Source organism: Pseudomonas nitroreducens NBRC 12694 (genome assembly GCF_002091755.1).
Taxonomy (GTDB): domain Bacteria; phylum Pseudomonadota; class Gammaproteobacteria; order Pseudomonadales; family Pseudomonadaceae; genus Pseudomonas; species Pseudomonas nitroreducens.
Window position 1 is genome coordinate 48,863 of the sequence record NZ_BDAI01000015.1, and the last position, 26,372, is coordinate 75,234.

25 protein-coding genes and 1 riboswitch are annotated in these 26,372 nt (G+C 66.1%); of the genes, 8 read left to right on the top strand and 17 right to left on the bottom strand.

Annotation, left to right across the window (positions count from 1 at the left end):
* Positions 1-17 precede the first annotated feature (17 nt).
* The 9 genes from PNI01S_RS25200 to PNI01S_RS25240 all read right to left on the bottom strand — a co-directional run bounded on the left by PNI01S_RS25200 (position 18) and on the right by PNI01S_RS25240 (position 8,667).
* A complete protein-coding gene (locus tag PNI01S_RS25200; RefSeq protein WP_084359639.1) occupies positions 18-839 on the bottom strand; it encodes a class I SAM-dependent methyltransferase in 822 nt (273 codons plus the stop codon).
* 1 nt (position 840) lies between these two features.
* Positions 841-1,212 carry a nuclear transport factor 2 family protein gene (locus PNI01S_RS25205; protein WP_037011283.1) on the bottom strand — a complete coding sequence of 124 codons (372 nt, stop codon included), beginning with the start codon at positions 1,210-1,212 and terminating at the stop codon, positions 841-843.
* A gap of 102 nt (positions 1,213-1,314) precedes the next feature.
* Positions 1,315-2,139, bottom strand: coding sequence for an aldo/keto reductase (locus PNI01S_RS25210; RefSeq protein WP_024765364.1), 825 nt, complete (start codon positions 2,137-2,139; stop codon positions 1,315-1,317).
* A gap of 102 nt (positions 2,140-2,241) precedes the next feature.
* Complete coding sequence (ddlA, locus tag PNI01S_RS25215; RefSeq protein WP_084359640.1) at positions 2,242-3,336, bottom strand: D-alanine--D-alanine ligase; 1,095 nt, start codon at positions 3,334-3,336, stop codon at positions 2,242-2,244.
* A 92-nt stretch (positions 3,337-3,428) separates the two neighbouring features.
* The gene (locus PNI01S_RS25220) at positions 3,429-4,298 is read right to left on the bottom strand and encodes an ABC transporter substrate-binding protein (protein ID WP_084359669.1); all 870 of its coding nucleotides are present in this window, start codon (positions 4,296-4,298) and stop codon (positions 3,429-3,431) included.
* Between the two features lie 131 nt (positions 4,299-4,429).
* Complete coding sequence (locus tag PNI01S_RS25225; RefSeq protein WP_084359641.1) at positions 4,430-5,134, bottom strand: (2Fe-2S) ferredoxin domain-containing protein; 705 nt, start codon at positions 5,132-5,134, stop codon at positions 4,430-4,432.
* A complete protein-coding gene (locus PNI01S_RS25230; RefSeq protein ID WP_084359670.1) occupies positions 5,134-7,089 on the bottom strand; it encodes a TonB-dependent receptor plug domain-containing protein in 1,956 nt (651 codons plus the stop codon). Before PNI01S_RS25230 ends, PNI01S_RS25225 begins: the two co-directional genes overlap by 1 nt.
* Before the next feature lie 94 nt (positions 7,090-7,183).
* Positions 7,184-7,390: riboswitch (cobalamin riboswitch) on the bottom strand.
* Between the two features lie 59 nt (positions 7,391-7,449).
* Positions 7,450-7,878 (bottom strand): VOC family protein, encoded by a 429-nt coding sequence (locus PNI01S_RS25235; protein WP_024765359.1) that lies wholly within the window; start codon positions 7,876-7,878, stop codon positions 7,450-7,452.
* A gap of 60 nt (positions 7,879-7,938) precedes the next feature.
* Positions 7,939-8,667 carry a class I SAM-dependent methyltransferase gene (locus PNI01S_RS25240; RefSeq protein ID WP_084359642.1) on the bottom strand — a complete coding sequence of 243 codons (729 nt, stop codon included), beginning with the start codon at positions 8,665-8,667 and terminating at the stop codon, positions 7,939-7,941.
* Between the two features lie 165 nt (positions 8,668-8,832).
* Here PNI01S_RS25240 and PNI01S_RS25245 point away from each other — a divergent pair, with 165 nt between their 5' ends.
* Positions 8,833-9,201 (top strand): cupin domain-containing protein, encoded by a 369-nt coding sequence (locus PNI01S_RS25245; protein WP_084359643.1) that lies wholly within the window; start codon positions 8,833-8,835, stop codon positions 9,199-9,201.
* On the opposite strand, the gene PNI01S_RS25250 is transcribed toward PNI01S_RS25245, so the two are convergent.
* Positions 9,202-10,200, bottom strand: a complete 999-nt coding sequence (locus tag PNI01S_RS25250) for a GlxA family transcriptional regulator (protein ID WP_084359644.1) — start codon at positions 10,198-10,200, stop codon at positions 9,202-9,204. It abuts the gene before it with no gap.
* Positions 10,201-10,301: 101 nt separating this feature from the next.
* Between PNI01S_RS25250 and PNI01S_RS25255 the strand changes: the two genes are divergently transcribed.
* From PNI01S_RS25255 to PNI01S_RS25270, 4 genes are all read left to right on the top strand, one after another.
* The gene (locus tag PNI01S_RS25255) at positions 10,302-10,850 is read left to right on the top strand and encodes a cysteine hydrolase family protein (protein ID WP_037011273.1); all 549 of its coding nucleotides are present in this window, start codon (positions 10,302-10,304) and stop codon (positions 10,848-10,850) included.
* A gap of 165 nt (positions 10,851-11,015) precedes the next feature.
* Positions 11,016-11,612, top strand: a complete 597-nt coding sequence (locus PNI01S_RS25260; protein ID WP_024765354.1) for a LemA family protein — start codon at positions 11,016-11,018, stop codon at positions 11,610-11,612.
* 21 nt (positions 11,613-11,633) lie between these two features.
* A complete protein-coding gene (locus PNI01S_RS25265; RefSeq protein ID WP_084359645.1) occupies positions 11,634-13,544 on the top strand; it encodes a M48 family metallopeptidase in 1,911 nt (636 codons plus the stop codon).
* 492 nt (positions 13,545-14,036) lie between these two features.
* On the top strand, positions 14,037-14,411 hold the full coding sequence (locus tag PNI01S_RS25270) for a 5-carboxymethyl-2-hydroxymuconate Delta-isomerase (RefSeq protein WP_024765563.1): 375 nt from the start codon (positions 14,037-14,039) through the stop codon (positions 14,409-14,411).
* Positions 14,412-14,471: 60 nt separating this feature from the next.
* Here the strand turns inward: PNI01S_RS25270 and PNI01S_RS25275 are convergent, their stop codons facing one another.
* The 3 genes from PNI01S_RS25275 to PNI01S_RS25285 all read right to left on the bottom strand — a co-directional run bounded on the left by PNI01S_RS25275 (position 14,472) and on the right by PNI01S_RS25285 (position 17,162).
* Entirely contained in the window at positions 14,472-15,851 is a 1,380-nt protein-coding gene (locus tag PNI01S_RS25275) for an amino acid permease (RefSeq protein WP_051445677.1), read from the bottom strand.
* A gap of 325 nt (positions 15,852-16,176) precedes the next feature.
* A complete protein-coding gene (locus PNI01S_RS25280) occupies positions 16,177-16,854 on the bottom strand; it encodes a class I SAM-dependent methyltransferase (RefSeq protein ID WP_065084195.1) in 678 nt (225 codons plus the stop codon).
* Between the two features lie 62 nt (positions 16,855-16,916).
* Positions 16,917-17,162 carry a hypothetical protein gene (locus tag PNI01S_RS25285; protein WP_065084194.1) on the bottom strand — a complete coding sequence of 82 codons (246 nt, stop codon included), beginning with the start codon at positions 17,160-17,162 and terminating at the stop codon, positions 16,917-16,919.
* Between the two features lie 230 nt (positions 17,163-17,392).
* Between PNI01S_RS25285 and PNI01S_RS25290 the strand changes: the two genes are divergently transcribed.
* Positions 17,393-20,509, top strand: coding sequence for a transglycosylase domain-containing protein (locus PNI01S_RS25290; protein ID WP_065084193.1), 3,117 nt, complete (start codon positions 17,393-17,395; stop codon positions 20,507-20,509).
* Positions 20,510-20,780: 271 nt separating this feature from the next.
* On the opposite strand, the gene PNI01S_RS25295 is transcribed toward PNI01S_RS25290, so the two are convergent.
* The 3 genes from PNI01S_RS25295 to PNI01S_RS25305 are packed head-to-tail and all read right to left on the bottom strand — an operon-like array spanning position 20,781 to position 22,008.
* Positions 20,781-21,002 (bottom strand): VF530 family protein, encoded by a 222-nt coding sequence (locus PNI01S_RS25295; protein ID WP_024765559.1) that lies wholly within the window; start codon positions 21,000-21,002, stop codon positions 20,781-20,783.
* 59 nt (positions 21,003-21,061) lie between these two features.
* A complete protein-coding gene (locus tag PNI01S_RS25300) occupies positions 21,062-21,370 on the bottom strand; it encodes a DMT family transporter (RefSeq protein ID WP_084359646.1) in 309 nt (102 codons plus the stop codon).
* A complete protein-coding gene (locus tag PNI01S_RS25305; RefSeq protein WP_084359647.1) occupies positions 21,370-22,008 on the bottom strand; it encodes an FMN-dependent NADH-azoreductase in 639 nt (212 codons plus the stop codon). The genes PNI01S_RS25300 and PNI01S_RS25305 overlap by 1 nt, the downstream gene beginning before the upstream one ends.
* 151 nt (positions 22,009-22,159) lie before the next feature.
* Between PNI01S_RS25305 and PNI01S_RS25310 the strand changes: the two genes are divergently transcribed.
* Together PNI01S_RS25310 and PNI01S_RS25315 are read left to right on the top strand one after the other, a co-directional pair.
* A complete protein-coding gene (locus PNI01S_RS25310) occupies positions 22,160-23,074 on the top strand; it encodes a LysR substrate-binding domain-containing protein (protein WP_024765556.1) in 915 nt (304 codons plus the stop codon).
* A gap of 160 nt (positions 23,075-23,234) precedes the next feature.
* A complete protein-coding gene (locus tag PNI01S_RS25315; protein WP_084359648.1) occupies positions 23,235-24,428 on the top strand; it encodes a sugar transporter in 1,194 nt (397 codons plus the stop codon).
* A 266-nt stretch (positions 24,429-24,694) separates the two neighbouring features.
* Here the strand turns inward: PNI01S_RS25315 and putP are convergent, their stop codons facing one another.
* Positions 24,695-26,212: a sodium/proline symporter PutP gene (gene putP / locus PNI01S_RS25320; RefSeq protein ID WP_024765555.1), complete on the bottom strand. Its 1,518-nt coding sequence runs from the start codon at positions 26,210-26,212 to the stop codon at positions 24,695-24,697.
* Between the last annotated feature and the right edge of the window lie 160 nt (positions 26,213-26,372).

A 26,372-nucleotide genomic window follows, 5' to 3' on the forward strand; every position in this document is an offset into this window, starting at 1 on the left:
CCCGCGCGGCCATCCGCCTAAGACGGCGTGGCGAAGCGATAGCGCAGCAGGCGCCCCATGCGGCGCATCGCCGGAATGGCCAGGGTGATCTCGTAGAGCAGGCGCATGCCCAGGGGCAGCCGGGCGATCTGCTCGCGGTCGTAGGCGGCGATGGCATCGACGAACTGCAGGGCCGGGACCTGCTGCTCCAGCTCCCGGGGCTCGTCGATCCCCCAGTGCAGCACGGCGCCGGTACGGCGGATCATCGGGTTCCACTGCAGCAGGCGAATGCCCAGGCGGCTGTAGCCATCGAGTACCAGTTCGCCCTGATGGAAGTGCGCTACCAGGGCGCGCAGCAGCCAGGGAACCTTGTCCGCCTCCACGTAGGGCAGCGCGCCTTCGGAAAGCATCAGCACCGGCCGCCCTGTCGGAATCACGCGCCACCAGTCCGGTGTGGTCAGCGCGCTGGCCAGCAGGTGGCAGTTCCCCCGCGCGGGGTACAGGCGCTCGCGCAGCTCGATCACTTCCGGGAAGTCCACCTCGAACCATTGCACGGTGGACGGCGGGTCGATGCGGAAGATCCGACTGTCCAGCCCGCACCCCAGCTGCAGCACCACGCAGGCCGGATGCCGCGCCAGGAAGTCGCGTACCCAGTCGTCGAACAGCTTGGCCCGCAGGGCAATCCCCACCTGCTCCGCGCGGCCGATGCGCAGGCGGGCGAAGTCATAGTCGATCTGCTCCACGGCGCGGCGCGAGAAGTGGTCGCGCAGCAGGCTGTCGGGCAGCTCGCTCTCCTTCGCCTTGGCGTAGAGGGTGATCAGCAAAGTTTCCGGCGTACCGCGCAGGCCGATGCGTTCCACGTCACTCGTGCAGGTAGTAGAGCTTGTTGACGATCTGCCAGCCGTTGCCGACCTGCAGCAGCGACAGGTAGTCGGTGAAGTGCATGCCCATGAACTCGTCGGTGACCTTGGCCACTGCGCTATCACCGGTGATGTCCAGGGACTTCAGCTCCCACGCCGGCGGCGCACCTTCGGCAGGCGGCGATTCGGCCTTGATGGCGCCGATGAACTCGTCCAGCGAGGCCCACTCCAACGCGCCGTGGTAGTTGCCGATGATCTTGCAGGAAGGATGGAAGGCCTGGCGCAGCCGGGCCTCGTCACCGAAAGTCATGCCCTCGACGTAATCGGTCAGTACCCGATTGATGGCGGCGCCGTCCGCCGTGTAGTTGCTCATCGCTGTTGCCCTCCCAGGCCATCTTGGCCATGGAGGAAGGCTAGCACCCTGCCCCGGCCGCGCCCTGGGGGGCGACGATCGGGGCCGGTGCGTGGTGCGGAGTCAGACCACCGCGAGGTGCTGCTTGCGGTTCGGCGGCGGGAAGGCGGCGTCGAGGGCGTCGAGGTCTTCGGGCGTCAGCCGCAATTGCAGCGCGGCGGCATTGTCGCGCACGTGCAGCGGCTCGACCGCCTTGGGAATGGCGATCACTCCCGGCTGCTGGATCAGCCAGGCCAGGGCGACGCGGGCCGGGGTGGCGTCGTGGCGGCCGGCGATATCCGCCAGTACCCGATCGCGCAGCAGGCGACCGCCCTGGCCAACCGGGCAGTAAGCCATCAGCGGCATGCGTTCTTCCTGGCACCAGGGCAGCAGGTCCCACTCGATACCGCGCTCCTCCAGGCTGAACTGCACCTGGTTGGTGGCGCAGGCCGGTTCGTTCAGCTCCTGCATATCGTCGAGGTCGAAATTGGAGACGCCCCAGCGCTTGATCTTGCCCGCCTCGCGCAACCGCTCGAAGGCATCCACGGTTTCATCCAGCGGGTACTGGCCGCGCCAGTGCAACAGGTAGAGGTCCAGGCAATCGGTACCCAGGCGCCGCAGGCTGCGTTCGCAGGCCTCGGGGATGCCACGCCGGCTGGCGTTGTGCGGGTAGACCTTGCTGACCAGGAAGACCTGCTCGCGCAGCCCGGCAATAGCCTCGCCAACCACCTCCTCCGAACCGCCCTCGGCGTACATCTCGGCGGTGTCGATCAGGGTCAGGCCCCGCTCGATACCTTCGCGCAGGGCGGCGACCTCGCGCTTGCGCTGGAAGCTGTCCTCGCCCATGCGCCAGGTACCCTGGCCGATGGCGGGTACGGCGGTGCCGTCGGCGAATACCACAGTGTTCATCTCGTGCTCCTTCTGACTGTTCGTTACGGGACACGGGGCCGGCCGCCCGAAACCGGGCGACGGGCACTCAGGGTAGCGCAGAAGCAGCTGGCGGGGCGTGGATCAGCGATTGGTCTGCAGGTTGCGCCGGGCGGCGTGGCGCTCGATGGCCAGGTCGATCAGGCGGCTGACCAGCTCGCTGTAGGTCATCCCGGCGGCCTGCCAGAGCTTGGGATACATGCTGATGCGGGTGAAACCGGGCAGCGAGTTGAGCTCGTTGACCAGCACCTCGCCACTGTCGGTGAGGAACACGTCGACCCGTGCCAGCCCGGAGCATTCCAGGGCGATAAAGGCGTCTACCGCGAGCTGGCGGATACGCTCGCCGGCCTCGGCCGGAATATCCGCCGGCACCACGACCTTGGCCGCATCCTCGTCGATGTACTTGCTGTCGTAGGAGTAGAAGCCGCTGCCGACGACGATCTCGCCGCAGCCGCTGGCGATCGGCTGATCGTTGCCCAGCACCGCGCACTCGATCTCGCGGCCCTTGACGGCGGCCTCGACCAGCACCTTGTCATCGAAGGCCAGCGCCAGGCGCACGGCTTCGTCGTACGCGGCCTCGTCCTCGACCTTGCTGACGCCCACCGACGAGCCCATGTTCGCCGGCTTGATGAACAGCGGCAGGCCGAGCTTGCGCTGCGCCTCGGCAAATGGCGTGCGGGCGGCATTTGCGCGGGTCAGCGTGAGGAACGGCGTGATGGCGATGCCGGCGTCGCGCAGCAGGCGCTTGCTCACGTCCTTGTCCATGCAGATGGCCGAGCCCAGCACGTCGGAGCCGACGAAGGGAATATCGGCCATGCGCAGCAGGCCCTGCAGGCAGCCGTCCTCGCCCTGGGTGCCGTGAACGATGGGGAAGATCACGTCGACGTGATCGAGCAGTTGGCGGCTGCCGGTTTCCACCAGTTGCCGCTCGGCCTTGCCCGGCACCACGGCCAGCTCGCGATTGGAACGGTTCAGCGCAATGAGGGCCGGGTTTTCCTGGTTGAGCAGGTAGTCGGAGGCATCGTTGAGGTGCCAGCGGCCTTCCTTGTCGATACCGATCAGCACCGGTTCGAAGCGCTCGCGGTCCAGCGCGTCGACGATGTTCTTCGCCGATTGCAGCGACACCTCGTGCTCCGCCGAACGCCCACCGAAAATCACTCCAACGCGCAACTTGCCCATGACAACCTCCCAAGGATCGATGGGCGCTTTCTAACACGGGCTCCCGCGCTTGGGTAGGAACAGTGAGCGGCGAACAGACAGGACGCTTGCGCTCAAAACCGGCGCAGCGCCTGCGCCAGTTCGCGAGCCGCCTGGCCGCTGTGCACGCCAGGGAACAGATGAGTGAACGGCAAGGCCACGAAGCGCCCTTCGCGCACGGCGCGCAGTCGCGACAGCACCGGGTCGGCACGCAGCGTTTTCTTTTTCTGCTCGGCCGTGGACCACAGCGCATCGGCCATCAGGATCACATCCGGATCGCGTGCCAGCAGTTGTTCGGTGTTGGCGGTGAAGCTGCCCAGGTCGACATCCTCGAACAGGTTGTGCGCACCGGCGGCATGCAGCAGCTGTGTAATGACTCCGCGCCGGCCCTGGCTCTCCAGTCCGTTGCTGGCGCTGTCGAGATAGAAGACGTCCAGCGGCTTGTGGTGGGCAAAGAGGCGGCGGGCTTCGGCCAGCTCGGCGCGTTGCTGGCGAATCAGTTCCTGCGCCCGCTCCTGCTCGCCAAGAATTTCGCCCAAGGTCGTCAGGTCCGTCTCGACACCGACGAACAGATCATCCGTCCACACCCCGCACCCAGCATCCAACAGGTAGCTCCCGACACCCTGGCCGGCCAGTTCTGCGCGGGACAGGTTGCCCAACCGGAAGGCCGAGGCGAAGCCGGCCACCACCAGGTCCGGCTTCAGCGCGTAGACCGCTTCCGCCGCCGGGTACTGGCGCGCCAGCAGCGGCACGCCGCGATAGCGGCCGCCACTCAGGTTGAGGTCGTCATCGATGTAGGCCACGCCGATCAATCGCGACCCGGCGCCCAGCGCCAGCAGCAGGTCGGCAGCGTGCTGGTTGAGGGCGAGGATGCGTTGCGGAGGGTGATCGATGTGCCAGTCCTGCGCGCAGTTGCGGTAGTCCTGGGCAGTGGCCGTCGCCATGCCCTGCAGCAACGCCACCCCGAGCGCCAATGCCAATGTGTAGGAGCGAGCTTGCTCGCGAACCAAACCGGGCACCGATGGCATCAAGCGCTTCGCGAGCAAGCTCGCCCCCACAAAGAGCCATGCCGGCCTCATGCTTCGTCATCCACGCGCAAATCCGCCACCGGCACGCCATCGCGCAGGTGCTCGGTCACCACCCGACAAACCTGCTCATCACTGCGCAAGCCGTACCAGACGCGCTCGGGGTAGACCGTCAGCACCGGCCCGCGATTGCAGGGGAACTGGCAACCGGTGCGGGTCAGCAAGGCGCCCTTGGCGTTCTCGTAGAGGTCGTGGCGAATCAGTTCGCGACGCAGGGTCTTCCACAACGGCAACGCGCCCCGGCGCACGCAGCGCGGCCCCGCGCAGAGGAACAGGTGATGACGATGCGGCGGCGGCGCGGACCAGTCGGGCTGCGACGGCACCGCACCGACACCCCGGCATTCCAGCTGCTGCGCCGGATCGTCGATCGCCGCCAGCACCGCACCGACGTCGAGCCCACGCCGGCCCAGCGCCGATGCCGTGATGCTCGGCACCGGCGCCTGCGAAAACTCATCCGCCAGTACCGCCAGTTCGGCGCGCAGCCAGTCGAGGTAGGCGCCGTCGGTGGCGGGCTCCAGGTCGACCAGCAACAACGACGCGGCATCGGCAAGCTGCGCGCGCGCTCGGGCCCAGAGCAGGTCGAAGCCCTCGCTGGTGTCGATGCTCTCGACACCCGCCAGACGCGCCGACACCTCGCGGTGCAGGCGCTCGCCCTGGGCGCCGGCCAGCGGGCCGACCAGCAGGATGGCCCTCATCAGAAGCTGAAGGTGTAGCGCAGCTCGGCGGTGCGCGGCCGGCCGAGGTTGTCCACCTGGCGGATGCCGTTGCTGGTGCGGCCGGTGGCGTAGTCGCGGTCCAGCAGGTTCTCCAGCAGCAGGCTCAGACGATGCGCGCGGGCCGCGTCGAGGTAGCGATAGGCATCGCCGTCGAACACGGTGTAGTGGCCGTAGTCGTCGTCCTGGGCGCTGACGATGGAGCCCACGTAGCGTGTGGCGAGGCCAGCGCCCCAGAGGTTGTCGTCATAGCCGGCACGCACGCGGGCGAAGAAGTGCGGGATGTTGTTCACCGTCACGCCCTTGCGGCTGTCCACCAGGTTGCGCGTGGCGTCGGCGGAGAGCTGCCAATGGCGGCCGAACTGCCACTGGCCGTTGGCTTCCACGCCGCGCACTTCGATCTCGCCGTTGCCGTTCACCCACTGATCGCCCGCGAGGGTGATCAGGTCGGTGATCTCGCGGCGGAACAGGGTGACGCTGCCGCTCCACGGCTGGTCGAACAGCTCGCCGGTGTAATCCAGGCCCAGTTCGGCGTTGCGACTGCGCTCGGGCTTGAGGTCACGGTTGCCGACTTCGTCGCCCGGCTCATTGACGAACAGTTGCTCGGCGGTGGGCAACTTGAAGGCCGTGCCGAACTGGCCGCGCAGCTTGAGTTGCTGGGTTAGGTCATAGAGCGAGGTCAGCATCCACACCGTGGCGCCTTCGCCGCCGGAGATTTCCTCGCGGCGCACGCCCAGGCTCGGGTGCCAGTCGGGCAGCGCGTCGATGCGCGGGCGCAGCTGGGCGTACAGCGCATGGGACTCGGCCTTGTCGTTGTCGATGATCAGCACATCGTCCTGGCCCTTGTACCACTGGTTGTCGCTCCCGAAGACCAGCTCGTGACCGCCACCGAACCTGGCCTTGCCTTCGAGCTGCGCCCCCCAGTCGGTAAAGCCCCAGTAGTCATTGTGATTGAGCACCTGGGTGCCGCCGCCCTGCAGGTTGTAGACGCGGTCGTAGCGGGTATCCCAGTCGTTGATGTGGGTCTTGGCGAACCAGCTGAAGTCGTCGTTGACGCTCTGCTGGAAGGTCGCCGTGGCGATCTGTTGCACGCGGTTGTTGCTGGTGTGATGGTTCGATGTCGGTCGGGCGAAGTCCAGCTCGGCGTCGGCGTACTGGTAGAACAGCTCCAGCCGCGAGGCATCGCCGATGGCCTGGATGGCCTTGGCGCCGAACACGTTGACGTCGTAGGAGCGGCGCTTGTCGCTGACGGTGTCGGTCATGTCGCGGTCGCGGTACGGCTGGTAGCCGTCGGAGCGGTTGTGGCTGACGTAGGCCATCAGGCCGAGGTCGCCCAGGCCGTTCTGCACGACTTTCTCCGCGCGGGCATCGCCGCTGCGGCCCTTGAACGTATCCAGGCCCAGGTTGACCTCGCCGGACGCCTCGCGCGAACGCGCGCTGCGGGTGACGATATTGATCACCCCGGACACCGCCTGGGTGCCGAACAGCAGGCCCTGGCCGCCCTTGAGCACCTCGATGCGCTCCACCGCAGTGGTCGGCAGGGTATCGATGTAGATGCCGCCGTAGAGGCGATTGTTCAGGCGCACGCCGTCCAGCAGGATCAGCGTGTCGTCGTTGCGCCCGCCCAGCAGCGAGTAGGTGCCGTAGTCGAACGGGCCGTTCTTCGGTGCGACGAACAGGCCGGGCACGTACATCTGCAGCACGCGGGTGATGTCGGCGCTGGGGCCGGCGCGCTCGATCTGCTCGCGGTCGATGACCTCCAGCTTGCTGCCGTAGCGCGCCATGTCGGCCACCGTGGTGGACTCCACGGAAGGCGCACTGACGATTTCATCGGCCAGGTCGAGGGGCGCTGCCACAAGCTGCGAACTCAGGGCGCAGAGGGAGAGAACGGGAGTCCAGCGCAGGGCGCGCCGGGAGATGGAAGCAGGAGAATGCAAGGTGATCGCCTCGAAATCGGGATTTCGCAGGCGGCGCAGCGACACCCGGAACGAGCGCGCCCCGGGAACCGGCTCACGCCCGCCCACCGCGGGTTTGCCAAACAGGTTCCAGGCCGGTCTCCGGGCTTGCGAGGGTCCTGGGGCATCCGCCTTCCCATGCTTGCGCACAGTGGCTTAGTGGATGCTCCGCTCGCTTACCGTTGCGGGGGCAGCGCCGGACTGATCGCACGAAGGCGACGCACCGGCTTCCCGTTTCACCCCACGCACGGCGGCGGGGGGCACCTGAAACGGGGCGCATATCAACACTTGCGATGGGAAAGCGTCAAGCTCGGGGCTTGCGCAGGATGTTGCAGGGCGAAGTCAGTGCCAGGGATCGTAGGTGCCGAAGCTCCAGATATGCCCTTCCGGATCACGGCAGGTGAAGCCCTGGCCGCCGTAGTCTTCGTCCTTGATGTCGATGACGATCTGCGCGCCGCCATCCACCGCTGCGCGGTACAGCGCTTCGGCGTCCTTCACCACCACGTAGATGCTCTGGGTACAGCCGCCGATCTCGTCGGGCTGGCGCATCAGGCGGCCGTACTCGTTGTCGTGCAACGAGCCGAGCATCACCAGGCCGCTGCCGTCGGCCAGTGCCAGCTGCGCGTGGGCGATTCCGCCGTGGTCATCGGCAACGACCAGTTGCCGCTGGAAGCCGAAGGTGGCGCACAGCCAGTCGATGGCCTGGGGGGCATCGCGGTAGCGCAGGCAGGGAATGACGCTGGGGCGGACGACGGAGGCGGGCTGGGACATGGCGATCTCCGGGGCAGGACGGGCGCAATGCTCTGAGCATAGTCGCCCGTTTTTCGCTCTTCAGCGCTGCGCGGCGACCAGCAGCAACATCGGCCGCTCGCGTTCTTCGGCCAGTGCCGGATTGGCCTGCACCTGCCCGGCGCTCGGGCCCCAGTCCTCGACGTGGCGCAACGTCAGCCCCGCGCCGATGACCGCATTCAGGATGCTGCCCAGGGTGCGGTGCTGCTTGATCACTCCCTTGGCGAGCCAGTCGGTGCGGCGCTCGCCTTCGTCCTGGTAGTGATCCACCGGCCAGCAGCGGCGGCCATCGCCATCGACGACCCAGCCCGGCTTGAGCGAGGCCATGTAGATCGGGTGTTCGATGGAGAACACCAGGCTGCCGCCGGGGCGCAGCGCATCGTGTACGTTGCGGAAGAAATGCGGCAGGTCTGCGAGGTAATGCAGGGTCAGCGAGCTGTAGGCGAGGTCGAAGGCCGCGGTGGGCAGTTCGAGTTGGTCGAGGTCGGCATGGAAGTAGCTCACCTGCGCGGCCTCGGTGTTCGCCCGTGCGTGGTCGAGCATTTTCTGCGACACGTCCAGCCCGCTCACCGTGCGCGCGCCCTGCTCCGCGGCGTAACGGCTGAACCAGCCATAACCGCAACCGAGGTCGACCACGTCCAAGCCTTCCAGCGGCGGCAACAGCGAGCGCAGCGAGGCCCACTCCGGCGCGCCGTCCAGGCCGTGCTGCGAACGTGGCAGCTGGGCGTAGCCCGCGAAGAATTCGGGATTGTCGTAGATGTTCTGCGCCATGGATCGGCACTCCTTTCTGACGGACCAAGGATCGATTGTCTGCGCCAGGGACGGGGCCGGCAACCCGATGAGGTCAATGCAGGGGCGATCGAAGCGCAATTTCCTGCAAGACCCGCGTCTTGGCTGGCCGTAGCTTCAAGGGATCGAACCAAGGGAGGAACCACCGTGACCCAACGCCAACCGATCAACCTGCAGGAAAAGCTCGGCCGCATCAGCGAAACCTGGCAACCGCGGGTGATCGCCGAGATGAACGACTACCAGTTCAAGGTGGTGAAGCTGCACGGCGACTTCGTCTGGCACAGCCACGCAGACACCGACGAAACCTTCATCGTGCTCGACGGCGAACTGCGCATCGACTTCCGCGACGGCCCGCTGACCCTGCGCGCCGGTGAGCTTTACGTGGTACCGCGCGGCGTGGAGCACAAGCCGTATGCCGAGCGGGAAGTGCAGGTGATGCTGATCGAACCGCGCGGCGTGCTGAATACCGGGGATCAGGGCGGCGAGCGGACGGCGGAGAATGATCGGTGGATTTGATCAGCTCTTGACGGGCACTTCCGCCGCTTTTGCCCCAAAGCGCTTGCGGTAATCACTCGGCGCCATCCCGGTGATCTTGCGGAAGGTGCTGCGGAACGAGCCCGGATCGAGGTAGCCGACCGTATAGGCGATGTGGTCCACCGTGCCGTTGGTGAACTCCAGCAGCTCCCGCGCCTTGCCCACGCGCAGGTGCTGGCAGTACTCGGTGGGCTTGAGCCCGGTGGCGGCGCGGAAGCGGCGCAGGAAGGTGCGCTCCTCCAGCCCGGCCTGGGCGGCCATGGCGGCGAGGCTGACGTCCACCGCGCCATTACCCTGCAGCCAGTGCTGGACCTTGAGGATCGCGGCGTCGCCATGCCCCAGCAGCGGCGCGAAGTTGCTGCCGCACTGCTGGGCGCTGTCGCTGTGCTCCACCACCATGAAGCGTGCGGTGCGGCTGGCGATGCTCGGGCCGAGCAGGCGGTCGACGATGCGCAGGCCGAGCTCCGACCAGGCCATCAGGCCGGCGGAGGTGATCAGGTCACCATCGTCGACCATGGGCTTGTGCGCCTCCAGGCGTACGCGCGGGAAACGCTTGGCAAAGGCTTCGGCACCGCTCCAGTGAGCGGTGGCGCTGCGGCCGTCGAGCAGCCCGGCTTCGGCTACCAGCAGCCCGCCGATGCAAACCGAGCCGACGATGGCGCCCTCGCCATGGCGCGCAGCAAGCCAGTCGGTGAGGTTGCGCAGCGGCGCGACGTCGGGCAGGCCGAACAGTGACGGCGGCACCAGCACCGCGACCAGGCGGCTGTCAGCGCCGGGATGCGTATCGAAGACACGATGCGGTTCGCTGCCGGCCTCCCCGCACCAATGGCTGACGCGCAGTGCCGGCAGCTGAGCGCCGGCCTCGTCGCCGGCGATGCGCTCCGCCACCGCGAAGAGATCGGTCAACCCGTGCAGCGCCGCCGTCTGCACGCCGGGATAGAGCAGCAACCCGATCTCGACGACGCTCCGTTCCACAGCCATTGTCAGTTTTCCCCTGATTATTGTCGTTCCACCTGATCCCCGCTCGGCGAGCGGCGAACCATACTGGTCCCACTTCCTCACCACTCAAAAGGAATTCGGAAATGGCCAAGCAAGCGCTCATCCTAGTGGATATCCAGAACGACTACTTCCCCTCCGGCAAGTGGCCGCTGGTCGGCATCGAGCCGGCCGCCGACCAGGCCGCCAAGGTACTCGCCGCCTTCCGCGAGCGCGGTGACCTGGTGGTGCACGTACGCCACGAGTTCGAAAGCGCCGACGCCCCGTTCTTCGCTCCCGGCAGTGACGGCGCGAAAATCCACGCCAAGGTCGCCAACCTGCCCGGCGAGCCGGTGGTCCTGAAGCACTTCGTCAACTCGTTCCGCGACACCGACCTCAAGGCCATCCTCGACCAGCACGGCGTCGACTCCGTGGTCGTTGTCGGTCACATGAGCCACATGTGCGTGGACGGCGTGGTGCGTGCCGCCGCCGATTTCGGCTACACGGTAACCGTGCTGCACGACGCCTGCGCCACGCTGGACCTGGAGTTCAACGGCGTGAAGGTGCCGGCCGCCCAGGTCCATGCCGCCTACATGGCCTCGTTTGCCTTCGCCTACGCCGAAGTGCTGTCCGTCGCCGAGTATCTGAACCGCTGATTTACAGGGCTCGGCAAAAGGGCCTCCATGGAGGCCCTTTTTTCATTTCGCAACACGCCGCAATACGGCCGATGCACTGCCGAAGCAAGACGTGAGAAGTTGCCCAACATTCAGCTGGCTTTCCGCTATTATCGACGCTCGATCGCCTGCCGATAAGGACATCCCATGAGCGTTTCCTCGATCATTACCCTCGCCATCATCGCTGGCGTGATCTTTCTGCTGATCAGTGTGTTCAACCGTCTGGTGGCGCTGCGCAACCGCTACCAGAACGCCTTCGCGCAGATCGAGGTGCAACTCAAGCGCCGCTACGACCTGATCCCCAACCTGGTGGAAACCGCCAAGGCCTACCTCAAGCACGAGCGCGAAACCCTCGAAGCTGTGATCGCTGCGCGCAACGCTGCCGTGGCCGGCCTGAAGGCCGCGTCCGAGCAACCGGGCGACGCCGGCCGCATGGCGCAACTGGCCGCCGCCGAGAATGCCCTGGGTGGCGCGATGGGTCGCCTGAACGTGACCCTGGAAGCCTACCCGGACCTCAAGGCCTCGCAGAACCTGCAGCAGGTCAGCGAGGAACTGTCCAGCACCGAGAACAAGGTCGCCTTCGCCCGCCAGGCGTACAACGACTCGGTGATGGAGTACAACACCTACCGCCAGTCCTTCCCCGCCAATGTCCTGGCCGCCACCTACGGCCACAGCAAGGACGCCAGCCTGCTCGAGTTCGAGGACAGCAAGGCAATCCAGGCCGCGCCGAAAGTCGCCTTCTAAAATCTCGGCGCAGGACGCGCGATGAACTTCTTCGAACACCAGGACCGCGCCCGCAAGCAGACCGGGCGCCTGGTCCTGCTGCTGACTATCGCCGTGGTGTGCCTGGTGACCATCACCAGCCTGGCGCTGGGCTGGCTCTGGCGTCACCTCGGCGAGCCTGCTCTGCACCTGACCTCGCGCGCCTCCCTGCCCGATCCGGAGCTGTACCTGTCGGTGGCCGCCGTGATCGTCGGCGTGGTCGTCCTCGGCGCGCTGTACAAGCAGGTGCAGTTGAGTGCGGGCGGCAAGGTCGTGGCCGAGAGCCTCGGCGGCCGCCTGCTCAACCTCAGCGCCAGCAATGCTGACGAGCGTCGGTTGCTGAACGTGGTCGAGGAAATGGCCCTGGCCTCCGGCTCGCCGGTGCCGCCGGTGTATGTGCTGGAAGACGGCTCGATCAACGCCTTCGCCGCCGGCCTGACACCCCGCGACGCGGTGATCGGCATTACCCGCGGCGCCATCGAGCAGCTCGACCGCAATGAACTGCAGGGCGTGATCGCCCACGAGTTCAGCCACATCCACCACGGCGACATGCTGCTCAACACCCGGCTGACCGCCCTGCTCCACGGCATGCTCCTGCTTGGCCTGATCGGCGGCATGCTGCTGCGCGGCTGGAGCGAGACCAGCACTGGCGTGCGCATCAGCAGCCGGAACAGCAGCAACGACAAGAACGGCGGCGGCAGCGTGGTGCTGCTGGTGATCGGCGCCGGCGTGGTGCTTTACGTACTCGGCTATGTCGGCACCTTCTTCGGGCAGTTGATCAAGGCCTCGGTCAGCCGCCAGCGCGAGTTCCTGGCCGATGCTTCGGCCGTGCAGTTCACCCGTGATCCCTCGACTATCGCCGGTGCGCTCAAGAAGATCGGTGGCAACCCGCTGGGCGCCCTGCTCAGCGCCCCGCGCGCGGCAGAATTCAGCCATATGTACTTCGGCGATGGCGTGGGCAGCAGCTGGTTCGACACCCACCCGCCGCTGAAGGACCGTATTCGCCGCGTCGATCCGGGCTGGGACGGAAACTACCCGAAATTCGAACCACGCCTGGACGTGGCGCTGATGAACAAGCAAGCCTGGACCTCCGCCGTCACCGGCCAGCCGTACCAGCCCAGCGCCGTGGACGTGGCAGTGGCCGCCGTCGGCGCACCCACCATCGCGCACCTGCAGGAAGCCCGCAGCACCCTGCAACGCCTGGACGAGCGCCTGCAGCGCGCCGCCCATGACAGCGAAGGCGCCGAAGCGCTGGTCTACGGCCTGCTGCTGGATAGCGACCCCGGCCTGCGGGCGCGCCAGCTGGAAGCGATCAAGCAACGCCTGAACCTCAGCCTGGCGCTGCAACTGGACCTGCTGGAGGAGTCGCTGCTTCGACTCGATCCGGGCCAGCGCCTGCCCCTGCTCGACCTGGCCATGCCGGCGCTCAAGCAACTGGACGCCAAGGCCTTCCTCGCCCTGCGCGAGAACATGGCGCTACTGATCAAGCTGGACGGCAAGGTCAAGCTGCTGGAATGGACGCTTCTGCGCATCATCGAGCGCAACCTGCGGCCGGGCAGCGGCAAGATCGGCAACGTGGCACTGGCGGACCTGTCCGAAGCCTGCGCAACGCTGCTGGCCTTCCTCGCCCGCGTTGGCGAAACCAGCGACCTGCAGACCGAGCAGGCGTTCGCCGATGCCTGGAGCGGCCTGCCCTTCGCCCCCCGGCCGCTGCCGGGCGCCGCCAGCCTGCGCGAGCTGGAGACCGCACTGAAGCAGCTGGAACAACTGCGCCCGCTGCAGAAGCCGCAACTGCTCAAGGCGCTGGCGCGCTGCATCGAGCACGACGGGCGCATCACCGCTGGCGAAGCGGAGCTGATGCGCGCGGTGGCGGATATCCTGGATTGCCCGATGCCACCGTTGCTGGCGACCTGAAGCGCCCTCAATCCAATCTGTAGGAACGAGCTTGCTCGCGAAACCGATTCCGCAGCGAAGTCCGTTCGCGAGCAAGCTCGCTCCTACAAAAGCCCCATGCTCTGGCTTTAAAGGATTTCCAGAGAAACATCCGCACGCTCCGGAATGCCCCTTTCAGGAGGCCTCGTTGAAGCGGAGTTTCAGGGGTTGAGCGACATGGATGTCGCGAGAGCCACGATGGGCCAGGGATGGCCCGTCGTGGCGTGCCCCTGAAACTTCGCTTCAACGAGGGAATTTTTCGCCCCAAGCGAAAAACCGGATGGAGGGGCAAGCCTTCTTGGTTACTTCTTCGGCGTTTGGAAGAAGTAACTCGCCCGAGGGGGCGAAACAGAATCTCTCGGCGCACACCAAAGCGGCGCAATAACACCCAATCCCAACTAAGTAATCACCCGTATGTCCCGCACAGGAGTGCCGTCCTAGGATGGCCAAAACCATACCTGGACAGACAACTCAATGCCCCACATCGCCATCGACTACACCGCCAACCTCACCAACGACCTGCTGCCTCTGGAACTGCCTGAAAAACTCCATGAAGCCGCAAAAGGCCTGGGCGTGTTCCCCAGCAACGGCCTGCGCACCTTCGCCCGCGCCATCGACCAGTTCCACGTTGGCGCCAACACCCGGGACGAAGCCTTCATCAACATCCAGATCCGCATCGCCCCTGGCCGCCCCGAGGAGTTGCGCCAGCGCATCGTCGACACCCTGTTCGCCACCGCCGAACAGACCCTCGCCGAACTCATCGAAAAACGCCCCATCGGCCTGCAACTGGAAATCACCGAACTCGATCGCAGCCTGACGCGCATGGCCGGCAGCCTGCCCACGGCGTAATCACCCAGCAAAAGAAAAGGGCCTCCGAAGAGGCCCTTTTTTCAATCGTTCAACCGCACATCAGGCGCGACTGGCGACGCTGCCCTGCTCCTTGGGAGCAAGGTTGAGCGCAAAGTACAGCACCGTCAGCAGCACCAGGAAGGCCGGGCCGATATACAGCGCGATGCGCGTATCTTCGAAGAACGCCATCAGCACCACTACCAGCACCAGGAAGGCCATGGCCAGGTACGAGCTGATCGGGTACAGCCACATCCTGAACTGCAGCTTGCCGGCTTCGGCAGCGCTCAGCCCGCGGCGGAATTTCAACTGCGCCAGCAGGATCATCGCCCAGGTCCAGATGGCACCGAAGGTGGCGATGGAGGTCACCCAGGTGAACACCTTCTCGGGCACCAGATAGTTCAGCAGCACGCCCAGCAGCAGCGCGAAGATCGACAGCAGCAGCGCATTGCGCGGCACGCCGCCGCTGGAGGTCCTGGCGAACACAGCCGGGGCCTGGCCATGCTGGGCGAGGCTGTAGAGCATGCGGCCGGTGCTGAAGATGCCACCGTTGCAGGACGACAGCGCGGCAGTGATCACCACGAAGTTGATGATGCCGGCGGCGGTCTTGATGCCCATGCGCTCGAAGGTCATGACGAAGGGGCTGCCCTGGGTGCCGATCTCGTTCCACGGGTAGATCGACATGATCACGAACAGCGCGCCCACGTAGAACAGCAGGATGCGCCAGAACACCGAGTTGATCGCGCCCGGGATGGTCTTCTGCGGGTTCTTCGCTTCGCCGGCGGTGAGGCCGATCATCTCCACGCCCAGATAGGCGAACATCACCATCTGCAGCGACATCAGCACGCCGGTGATGCCGTGGGGCATGAAGCCGCCGTTGCTCCAGAGGTTGGAGATGCCGGTGGCGATACCGCCGTTGCCCAGGCCGAAGAAGATCATGCCGGCGCCGGCCAGGATCATGGCGACGATGGTGACGATCTTGATCAGGGCGAACCAGAACTCGAACTCACCGAAGGCGCGCACGGCGATGAGGTTGATGGTGCCCATGCTCGCCAGCGCGGCCAGCGCCCAGATCCAGCGCGGCACGTCGGGGAACCAGATGCCCATGTAGATGGCCACCGCGGTGATCTCCGCGACGCAGGTCACCAGCCAGAGGAACCAGTAGTTCCAGCCGGTCAGGTAACCGGCCAGCGGGCCGAGGTAGTCCTGGGCGTAGCGGGCGAACGAGCCGGCCACGGGATTGTGCACGGCCATCTCGCCGAGGGCGCGCATGATCACGAGGATGGCGAGACCGCCAATGATGTAGGAAAGCATGATGGCCGGGCCGGCCATCTGGATGGCCTTGGCGGAGCCGAGGAACAGACCGACGCCGATGCAGGCGCCCAGGGCCATGAGACGGATGTGCCGCTCGTTGAGATCCCTTTGGAGATCGTGGGACGACATGGTGATGCAACCTCATTTTGTTCTTGGGAAATATCAGCCGAGGACTCTAAGTGCAGTCGGGATGCGGAACCGCCGAAAAGGCTTCGCCACCGCGCCGGGCGGCACGGAGGGAGAAGTGTCTGGCAGTTCCAGGACGGCACACCGGAAGAGGCTGCCCGCTCTTGTGAAGCGGACGTGGGCATTGCGGGAGGACCACGGCTGAGGTCGCGGGCGAGTGTTACACAAGTAGGAGGGAATCGTCTGCACCACCAAGGTGCAATGTGACCAAAGGGATAGCGGCGTATCGCCACATCTTCCCGCGCCACCAGGGCCGGTGTAGAGCGGTTCAGCCACCCAGCGGCTGAAACTCCAGCAGCAGCGAGCAGGGCTTGCCGGTGTCCGGATGACGAGGCTCGCGCAGTTGCCGCAGGCGCCAGCCGCTGGCGGCCAGCAGCGCCAGCCAGGACTCCAGGGTGCGGAAGAACCAGGGCATCGGTGCGCTGAACTCACCGCCGAAGGCAGCGAAGTCTTCCAGGCGCCAGCCGTCCACATAGGGCGCGTCACCGCAGGCGGCCCACGGATGCACGGTCTGGATCAGCAGCCGCCCGCCGGGATTGAGCCGCTCGCGAAGTACGCCGAGCAATGGCGCGAGGTACTCGTCGAGCAAGGCGAAATTGCACACCAGGGCGTCGAACTGGCCGAGTGAATCTCCGGCTTCGATGAGTCCCACGTAATCCATCACTTCATAGCGCCCACCGCCCGCCATCTGCGCGGCTTCAATGAGCGGTGCGGAAGCATCCACGCCGACACACTCGCTGCCCTTCTCGGCCAGCGCACGACACAACCAGCCTTCGCCGCAACCGATATCCAGCACACGGCGTGCCGGACCTTCGGCAATCGCGGCGAGGATCGCCGCGTCGGTGACCAGCCGCCGGCTCTCGATGCGCTGCTCGCGCACCGCGCGGGTCCAGGCATCGGCGTTGGCCTGCCAGCTCTGGCGGATTCGGGCGTCGTGGTCGGTCATGGCGATATCCGTGAGTGGGGAGAGGCGATCGCGGATCAATCCGCTCCTGTGCCGGTGACGGGCTACGGCGTCCTCAACGACTTGGGCACCGCCAGCCCCCTGGGCGGCGGCGTCTGCGGCAACGCCTTGCGGCACCCGGCATCACTGAACGGTCCGCCGATCTTCTGCCAGCCACTGCCCGGTGATGTCTGCTGGCAGGTATAGGCGCCATCGAGCTTGCTCTGCCATTTATAGAAGGGCATCGGCGCGGCGGCGAGGTTCAACGAAACGCCCAGCAGCGCGATCAGGGGCAAAAAGTACGAACGCATCGGCGGCCATTCCTGTCCAAATAATCACATTCCACCTGCTGGCCGTCGGCAAATCAATCCGGCGAGCCACGAACGGCACCTGGCGGCGCGCAGATTTTTCGCCGCCAACTACGCTGGAACTTAGGAAAGCCGCAGGTTAGGGGCTTTCGCGGCGCCGGGAGGGGCGTCGGCCATCACGTGGGCGGAGTTCGCTACCTGGGCTGTCGTACAAGCATGGGCGGGGCGTGAATATGGGCAACTCGAAGCATTCCGGTACGCAAGTGGCAGGCCAACCGGGAAGTCCGGGGCCCGGCCTTTCCCCACAGAAAGTGCATCACCACCGCTTCCTTCTTCTCTTCCTGTTTCTCCTGCCTTTGCTTGCCGCCATGGGTGCGGCGCTGCTGTATGAGGCGCGTACCTCCAAGCTGCAGGCGCGCGAGCTGGCACGCTACGCCACCGGCCTGACCTGGCGCCTGGAACAGGGCAGCACCGACGCTGTGGTTTATCCACAAGGCGGCCCCTTCGATCGGCGCCTGGGCTATCAGCAGTTGCCGACCTTCCTGGGCCGCCTGCACGAGCGCAACTTCGTCACCCTGAGCCAGGCGCGCTTCTCCGATCCGCTGATGCAGTACACCGGCCACGGGATGTTCCCGCCCTACCCGGAGAAGGCCCAGGCCGGCGTCGATATCGCCGACTGTCGCGGCCTGCCGATCTACAACTTCCGCTACCCGCAGCGGCTCTACGCCAACTTCGAGAGCATCTCCCCGGCCATCGTCAACAGCCTGCTGTACATCGAGAACCGCGACCTGCTCGATCCCGACCGCCCCTACCTGAACCCCGCCATCGACTGGAGCCGCTTCACCCAGGCCTCCGTGGCGCAGGTGGGCAAGCTGGTCGGGCTGGGCAACCACGCCCCCGGCGGCAGCACCCTGGCCACGCAGATCGAGAAATACCGCCATTCCGAGGATGGCCGCACCAACTCCATCACCGACAAGCTGCGGCAGATGGCTTCGGCCAGCGTGCGCACCTACCAGAACGGCGCGGAGAACATGGCCGCACGGCGCAACGTCGCCCTCACCTACCTCAACTCCGTACCGCTCTCGGCGCAGCCGGGTTACGGCGAAGTGAGCGGCCTGCCCGATGGCCTGTGGATCTGGTACGGCGCCGACTACCAGCAGGTCAACAAGCTGCTCAACGCCCCGCCCGGCTCCGGTGCGGAGCTTGCCGCGCAGGGCAAGGCGCTGCGCCAGGTCGTTTCGCTGATGATTGCCCACCGCCGGCCTTCCTGGTACCTCGCCCGTGGCCGCGACCAGTTGGCCGTGCTGACCGACAGCTACCTGCGCCTGCTCGCGCAGAACAACGTGATCGCCCCGGAACTTCGCGACGCGGCGCTCAAGCAGAAGCTGGTATTCCGCGATCCGCGCAGCGAGCCCAGCTTCACCCCGCTGGAAAACAACAAGGGCATCGGCCTTGCGCGCACCCGCCTGGCCGGCATGCTCGACGTGCCGCTGTATGACCTCGATCGCTTCGACATGAGCTTCACCACGACCCTGCAGCATGAACTGCAGGAGCAGGTCACCGGCTACCTGCGGCACCTGTCCGACCCGGACTTCGCCGAGCAGATCGGCCTGTTCGGCGAGCACCTGCTGTCCAAGGACAAGACCAGGGACGTGCGCTACAGCTTCACCCTGTTCGAGCGCACCCCCAGCGGCAACCGCGTGCGCGTGCAGACCGACAGCACCGAGCAGCCCTTCGACATCAACGAAGGTAGCAAGCTGGAGCTGGGCTCGACCGCCAAGCTGCGCGTGCTCGCCACCTACCTGGAAACCATCGCCGACCTGCACCAGCAGTACGCGCCGATGACGGTCGCCGAGCTGAAGAAGGTGGACATCGAACCGCTGGACATCCTCAGTCGCTGGTCCATCGATTACCTGATCGCCGCCAAGGACCGCAACCTGCCGGACATGCTCGCCGCCGCACTGCAGCGCAAGTACTCCGCCAGCCCCTATGAAAGCTTCTTCACCGGCGGCGGCGTGCACACCTTCAGCAACTTCCGCAAGGAGGACAACGGTCGCATTCCGACCCTGCAGGACGCGCTGCGCGAATCCATCAACCTGCCCTTCGTGCGCCTGCTGCGCGATCTGGTGCGCCACGACATCTACGCCAACGAAGGCAGCAAGGTTGCGGTGCTGGCCGACGACAAGGACCCGCGTCGGCAGGACTACCTGGACCGCTTCGTCGACAAGGAAAGCCAGGTCTACCTGCTGCGCTTCTGGCAGAAATACAAGGGCAAGGACAACGACGACCGCCTGAATACCTTTCTCGATGGCCTGCGCGCCTGGCCGGTGCGGCTGGCGGCGATCCATCGCTACCTGCAACCACAGGCCGATCTGCCGACCTTCACCGCCTTCCTGCAGGACCGCCTGAAGCAGGGCAAATACGCTGGCGACAAGCTCACCGACAAGCGCATCGAGGACCTCTACACCCGCTATGGACCGGGCGCCTTCGACCTCAATGACCAGGGCTACGTCGCCCGCGTGCACCCGCTGGAACTGTGGCTGCTGGGCTACCTGCAACGCCAGCCGGCGGCGACCTTCGCCGATGCCGTGGCCGCCAGCGGCGCCGAGCGCAAGCAGGTCTACGGCTGGCTGTTCAAGTCGCGGCACAAGTACGCCCGCGACAAGCGCATCCGCATCATGCTGGAGGTGGAAGCCTTCCTCGACCTGCATGAACAGTGGAAGCGCCTGGGCTACCCGTTCGACCACCTGGTGCCATCGCTGGCCACCGCGCTGGGCAGCTCCGGGGACCGCCCCGCCGCGCTGGCGGAGCTGATGGGGATCATCCTCAACGATGGTGTGCGCCAGCCGACCCTGCGCATCGATAGCCTGCACTTCGCCGCCGCCACGCCCTATGAGGTCACCCTCGGCCCGGAATCCAACAATGGCCGCCAGGTGATGCGTTCGGAGGTCGCCCAGGCTCTGCGCACTGCGCTGTCGCAGGTGGTGGACGCGGGTACCGCACGGCGCTTGTCAGGCACCTTCAAGCTGGCCAATGGCAACGCACTGGTGATGGGCGGCAAGACCGGCACCGGCGACAACCGCATCGAGAGCGTGACCCGCAGCGGCTGGGTGAAGAGTTCCAAGGCGATGAACCGCACGGCGACCTTCGTCTTCTACATCGGCCCACGCCACTTCGGCACGCTGACCGCCTACGTGGCCGGCAGCGAGTCGGACAACTTCAAGTTCACCTCGGCACTGCCGGTACAGGTGCTCAAGGGCATGGCGCCGATGTTGTCGAGCTACCTGGAGCCCGGGATCAGCACCGGCTGCCAGGAGCGCCTGGATAACCTGCGGGTGAGCTGGCGGTAAACCTGTAGGAGCAACTGTCTTCTCTGGATCGTCCGTCGCTGCGTCTTCCCCCTCACCCCAACCCTCTCCCTCAGGGAGAGGGGGCAGTCCGAGCCGACTGACGTGAAGGTTTGATCCTGCACCGAACGGTCCCCTCTCCCCTTGGGAGAGGGCTAGGGTGAGGGATGGCCCAAGCGCAGAGGTATCTCGTAGGAGCGGACTCCGTCCGCGATCGCCTCCAGTGCGCTGCGGACCCATCGCGGACGAAGACCGCTCCTACGAAAGTCCGACCTCACTTGCCCTGGACGCTCTTCACGTACAACGCCTCGACCTGCTCCCGCGCCCATGGGGTGCGACGCAGGAAGGTCAGGCTGGACTTGATGCTCGGGTCGTTCTTGAAGCAGCGCACGTCGATGCGCTTGGCCAACCCGTCCCAGCCGTACTGCGCCACCAGTTGGTTGAGGATGGCTTCCAGGGTCACGCCATGCAGCGGGTTCTTCGGTTTGTCGTTCATGCTCGGTGCCGTCGGGGAGAATGCGCGGCACCTTACCATCAAGCATCAGCCACCGGCGATCAGGCCCGCAGCCCGGCCACGCCGGCGATGATCAGGGCGACCGACGCCAGCTTGGTCAGCGTCAGCGCCTCGCCCAGCAGGAGGAAGCCGAAGAACACCGTGCCCAGGGTACCGATGGCGGTCCAGATCGGGTAGGCGATGCTCACCGGCAACTGGCGCATCGCCAGGGTGAGGAAGAAGATCCCGCCGATCACCGCGAACACCGTCACCACGGTCGGCAGCGGCCGGGTGAAGCCCTCGGCGTACTTCATCGACACCGCGAACATCACCTCGAACACCGCCGCCACCATCAGCATCGCCCAGGCCATCACGCACGCGCCCACTCGCTCTCGGCGAGGTCGGCCAGGGTTTGTTCAGCCTGTTGATAGGCAGCGCGGAAGGCCTCGGGATTGCCCTCCTCGCCCTCGGCGGCGATCACCTGTACGTCCTCGATACCAAGGAACCCCAGCGCCACACGCAGCCACGCGTCGGCATGGTTCATCCACTCCAGCTCACCGCCCGGCCCCATGCCGGCGCCACCGCGGCTGGTGATGATCAGCGCCTTGCGGCCCTTGAGCAGCGGCTCGTATTCGGCCTCGCCATCCTTGATGTGCAGGTCGAAGGTGCGGCCGATACGGACGATCTGGTCGACCCAGGCTTTCAGGCCGCTGGGCACGCTGAAGTTGTACATGGGCGTGGAAATCACCAGCAGTTCGTGGGCAAGCAGCTCGTCCACCAGCTCATCGCTCAACGTCAGCTCCGCCTGAAGTTCGGCCGGACGATGCTCGCCCTGCGGATGGAAGGCCGCGGCGATGAAGCCTTCGCTGACGTGGGGCAGATTGGCTCGGCCCACTTCGCGGTGAGTAATGTCCGCGGACGGCAGGGCAGCGAGGAAGCCCTCGGCCAGGCGACGGGAATGGGAACGCTCGGCACGCGGACTGGCGTGAATGGCAAGAATACGGCTCATCTGTGACTCCTTCGGTTCGACTTGTTCCAGGTGATTCATCCGTTACACTGGATTGCCACCCTGCTTGCCATCCACGGTATTTTCCGGCGGCTCCCCGGACAACTGAGGGAAACTGCACCCAGATGAGTTCAACTCATCCATGGAGATTTCGATGTTCGCCAACCTGCCCCTGCCCGCCCTGCGTACCTTCGAATCCGCTGCGCGCCAGCTGAGTTTCAAGGGCGCCGCCGAGGAACTGGCGGTGACGCCCACGGCGGTATCCCACCAGGTCCGCGCGCTGGAGGAATGGCTGGGCCTGCCGCTGTTCGAGCGCCTGCCACGCCAGGTGCGCCTGACCGAGGCCGGCGAGCGGTTGTTCCGCAGCCTGCACGGCGCGCTGCTGGAGGTCTCGCAGTCAGTGGACAGCCTGCGTCCGCAGCGCAACGCCAGCAGCCTGACGATCTCCACCACCCCCGCGTTCGCGGCGCTCTGGCTGGTGCCGCGCCTGGGGCGCTTCTATGCGCGCCATCCGCACATCCGCCTGCGCCTGGACAGCCAGTGCGAACTGCTCGACCTGCAACAGGACGCCAGCGTCGATCTCGCGATCCGCTACGGTTTCGGCGAGTACCCGCGCATGCACAGCCAGTTCCTCTTGGCCGAACGCTTCGCCGTGTATGGCGCGCCGGCACTGGTGGCGACCGCCGACGTGGACGTGCCGGAGATGATCAGCGTGCGCTGGTACAACTCCGAGCTCTACGAGCGCGGCTGGAAGGCCTGGTGCGCGGCAGCCGGTGAAGAATGCCTGCTGACCCAGGCGGTACAGCGCGAGTACGAGGAGGAGTTCTACGCCCTGCAGGCGGCCATCGCCGGCCAGGGGCTGGTGCTGGCCAGTTCGCTGCTGGTCTCGGAGAGCGTGGAGAAGGGGCTGCTGGTGCCCTATCGCCCGGAGATCAACGTCCCTGGTGCCAACTACACCGCGCTCTGCGTGCCCGGCCGCGAGCGCCATCCACCAGTGCGCGCGTTCCTCGACTGGCTGGCCGAGGAAGTGGCGCAGGCGGCCGATCCGCTGATCGACAACGCCGCCTGAGCCTGCCGCTGCGCCCGCGCAAGCGTCCCTTTGCCGTGCGCGGGCCGGGATGCGTGGTTAGAATTGCACTCCGCCGCAACAACAATTCTTCTTTGCCAGGGACGCGCTACAAGCGTGATCCCAAGGCACGGCCTGAGCCCCCTCTCACCTCAGGATTCCCATGACAACCGCGCAAGACCCCCGTACCGGCAGCTGGCTGAACGTCATCGCCCTGGCCATCGCCGCCTTCATCTTCAACACCACCGAGTTCGTCCCCGTGGGCCTGCTCAGCGATATCGGGCGCAGTTTCGACATGCGTCCGGAACAGACCGGCCTGATGCTCACGCTCTACGCCTGGGTGGTGTCGCTGGCCTCGCTGCCGCTGATGCAGCTGACCCGCAACATGGAACGCCGCCGCCTGCTGGTGGTGATCTTCTGCCTGTTCATCGTCAGCCATGTGCTCTCCGGCTTTGCCTGGAACTTCACGGTGCTGATGATCAGCCGTTTCGGCATCGCCTTCGCCCACGCGGTGTTCTGGTCGATCACCGCCTCGCTCGCGGTGCGCGTGGCACCACCGGGCCAGCAGGCGAAGGCCCTCGGCCTGCTGGCCAGCGGGACCATCCTGGCGATGGTGCTGGGCATTCCGCTGGGCCGCGTGCTGGGTGAAGCGATGGGCTGGCGCACCACCTTCCTGGCGATTGCCGGCGTCTCGGTGGTCGTGGTGCTCTGGCTGGCCCGCGCGCTGCCGCTGCTGCCCAGCCAGAACTCCGGGTCGCTGCGCAGCCTGCCGCTGCTGCTGCGCCGCCCGGCGCTGGTGTCGATGTATGTGCTCACCGTGCTGGTGATCACCGCGCAGTTCACCGCCTACAGCTACATCGAACCCTTCGCGCGGGAGATCGCCGCACTGGACAGCCAGAAGACCACGCTGCTCCTGCTGCTGTTCGGCGGCGCCGGGATGTTCGGTTCGATCCTCTTCAGCCGCTACAGCGAGCGCTTCCCGCGCGCCTTTCCGTGCATGGCCATCGCCGTGCTCGGCAGCTCGCTCCTGCTGCTGATGCCGCTTTCCCATTCGCCCACGGCACTGCTGGGCCTGAGCCTGTTCTGGGGCGCGGCGATCCTCTGCTTCGGCCTGGCGCTGCAGGCCAAGGTCCTGCAACTGGCCCACGACGCCACCGACGTGGCCATGGCGATGTTCTCCGGCCTGTACAACGTCGGTATCGGCGGCGGCGCGCTGCTGGGCAGCCGCGTCGCGGTGGGCATGGGGCTGGAGTGGATCGGCTATGTCGGCGGTGCGCTGGCGGTGGTCGGCCTGCTGCTCTGCCTGTTCGCCTGCTGGCGCTATGCGGCGGCGATGAGTGGCAACACCTCGCTCTGATCGCCCCACGCCGGATTTGCCAACCAGCGTAGGAGCGGACTCCGTCCGCGATAGGTTCCGGGAGCATCGCGGACAAAGTCCACTCCTACGCACAGGTCAGCACGGAGCCATGACCTGTAGGAGCGAGCTTGCTCGCGAACCTGCCCGACACCCACGGCATCAAGGGGGTTCGCGAGCAAGCTCGCTCCTACAGAAAAGCCAATCCTGACGCCACAAAAAAGGCCGCGCCCCTTGCGGGAGCGCGGCCTTTTTCATTCAGCTCAGGATCAGCGGCTGGTCACGGCAGCACCGGCCGGCTGAGTCGCCTCGGCGTATTCCGCCTCGGCTTCCTCGAAGCGCTGGATCATCGCCTTCGACGGTGCCGAGCCGATCAGGCTGAACACCACGATGGAGAGGCTGGAGAGAATGAAGCCAGGAATGATCTCGTACAGGCCGAGCCAGCCGAACTGCTTCCAGACGATCACGGTGACCGCACCGACGATGATGCCGGCCAGCGCGCCGTTGCGGGTCATGCCCTTCCAGAGCACGGAGAACAGCACCAGCGGACCGAAGGCGGCACCGAAGCCGGCCCAGGCGTAGGACACCAGGCCCAGGACGCGGTTTTCCGGGTTGGCAGCCAGTGCGATGGACACCAGCGCCACCAGCAGCACCATGGCGCGACCGACCCAGACCAGCTCGAGCTGGCTGGCGTTCTTGCGCAGGAAGGCCTTGTAGAAGTCTTCGGTCAGCGCCGAGGAGCACACCAGCAGTTGGCAGCTCAGGGTGCTCATTACCGCGGCGAGGATGGCGGACAGCAGCACGCCGGCGATCCACGGGTTGAACAGGATCTTGGCCAGTTCGATGAACACACGCTCGTGGTTTTCACCCACCGCGCCAGCCTGCTCCGGGTGCGCCTGGAAGTAGGCGATGCCGAAGAAGCCCACGGCGACGGCGCCACCCAGGCAGAGGATCATCCAGGTCATGGAGATGCGGCGGGCAGCCGGGATCGACTTCACCGAATCAGCCGCCATGAAGCGCGCCAGGATATGCGGCTGGCCGAAGTAGCCCAGGCCCCAGGCCATCAGCGACAGCACGCCGACGAAGGAAGCGCCCTTGAACATGTCGAAGTTGGCGGCGTCCTTGAGCTCGATGGCAGCGAAGGTCGGTTCCACGCCACCGGTGGCGAACAGCACGATCACCGGGGTGAGGATCAGCGCGAAGATCATCAGCGAGGCCTGCACGGTGTCGGTCCAGCTCACCGCCAGGAAGCCACCGACGAAGGTGTAGGCGATGGTCGCGGCGGCACCGGCCCACAGGGCGGTCTCGTAGGACATGCCGAAGGTGCTTTCGAACAGGCGGGCGCCGGCGACGATGCCGGAGGCGCAGTAGATGGTGAAGAACACCAGGATCACCAGCGCCGAGATCACCCGCAGGATGCGGCTGTTGTCCTCGAAGCGGGTGCTGAAGTAATCCGGCAGGGTCAGCGCGTTGCCGTTGTGCTCGGTGTGCACGCGCAGGCGCCCGGCGACGAACAGCCAGTTCAGGTAGGCGCCGCAGATCAGGCCGATGGCGATCCAGCTTTCCGAGATGCCCGACAGGTAGATGGCACCGGGCAGGCCCATCAGCAGCCAGCCGCTCATGTCCGAAGCACCGGCCGACAGCGCGGTGACGAAACTGCCGAGGCTGCGGCCACCGAGGATGTAGTCGGAGAAGTTGTTGGTCGAACGATAGGCGGCCAAGCCGATCAGAACCATGGCCGCGATGTAGATCACGAAGGTGATCAGTGTTGGCGTGTTGACGCTCATGGGGGCTCCCCTACAGCTTGTTTTTATCCAGGTTCGCGGGGTATCGCGAACCCTTGACTGGCAGCCGGCGTGGTTGACGCCGACCGGTTAGCGCTTGCTCACAGGCAAACCGGGTTGCGCGTGATGCCAAACAGGCACCGAACCTCTACGCGTCCCGACG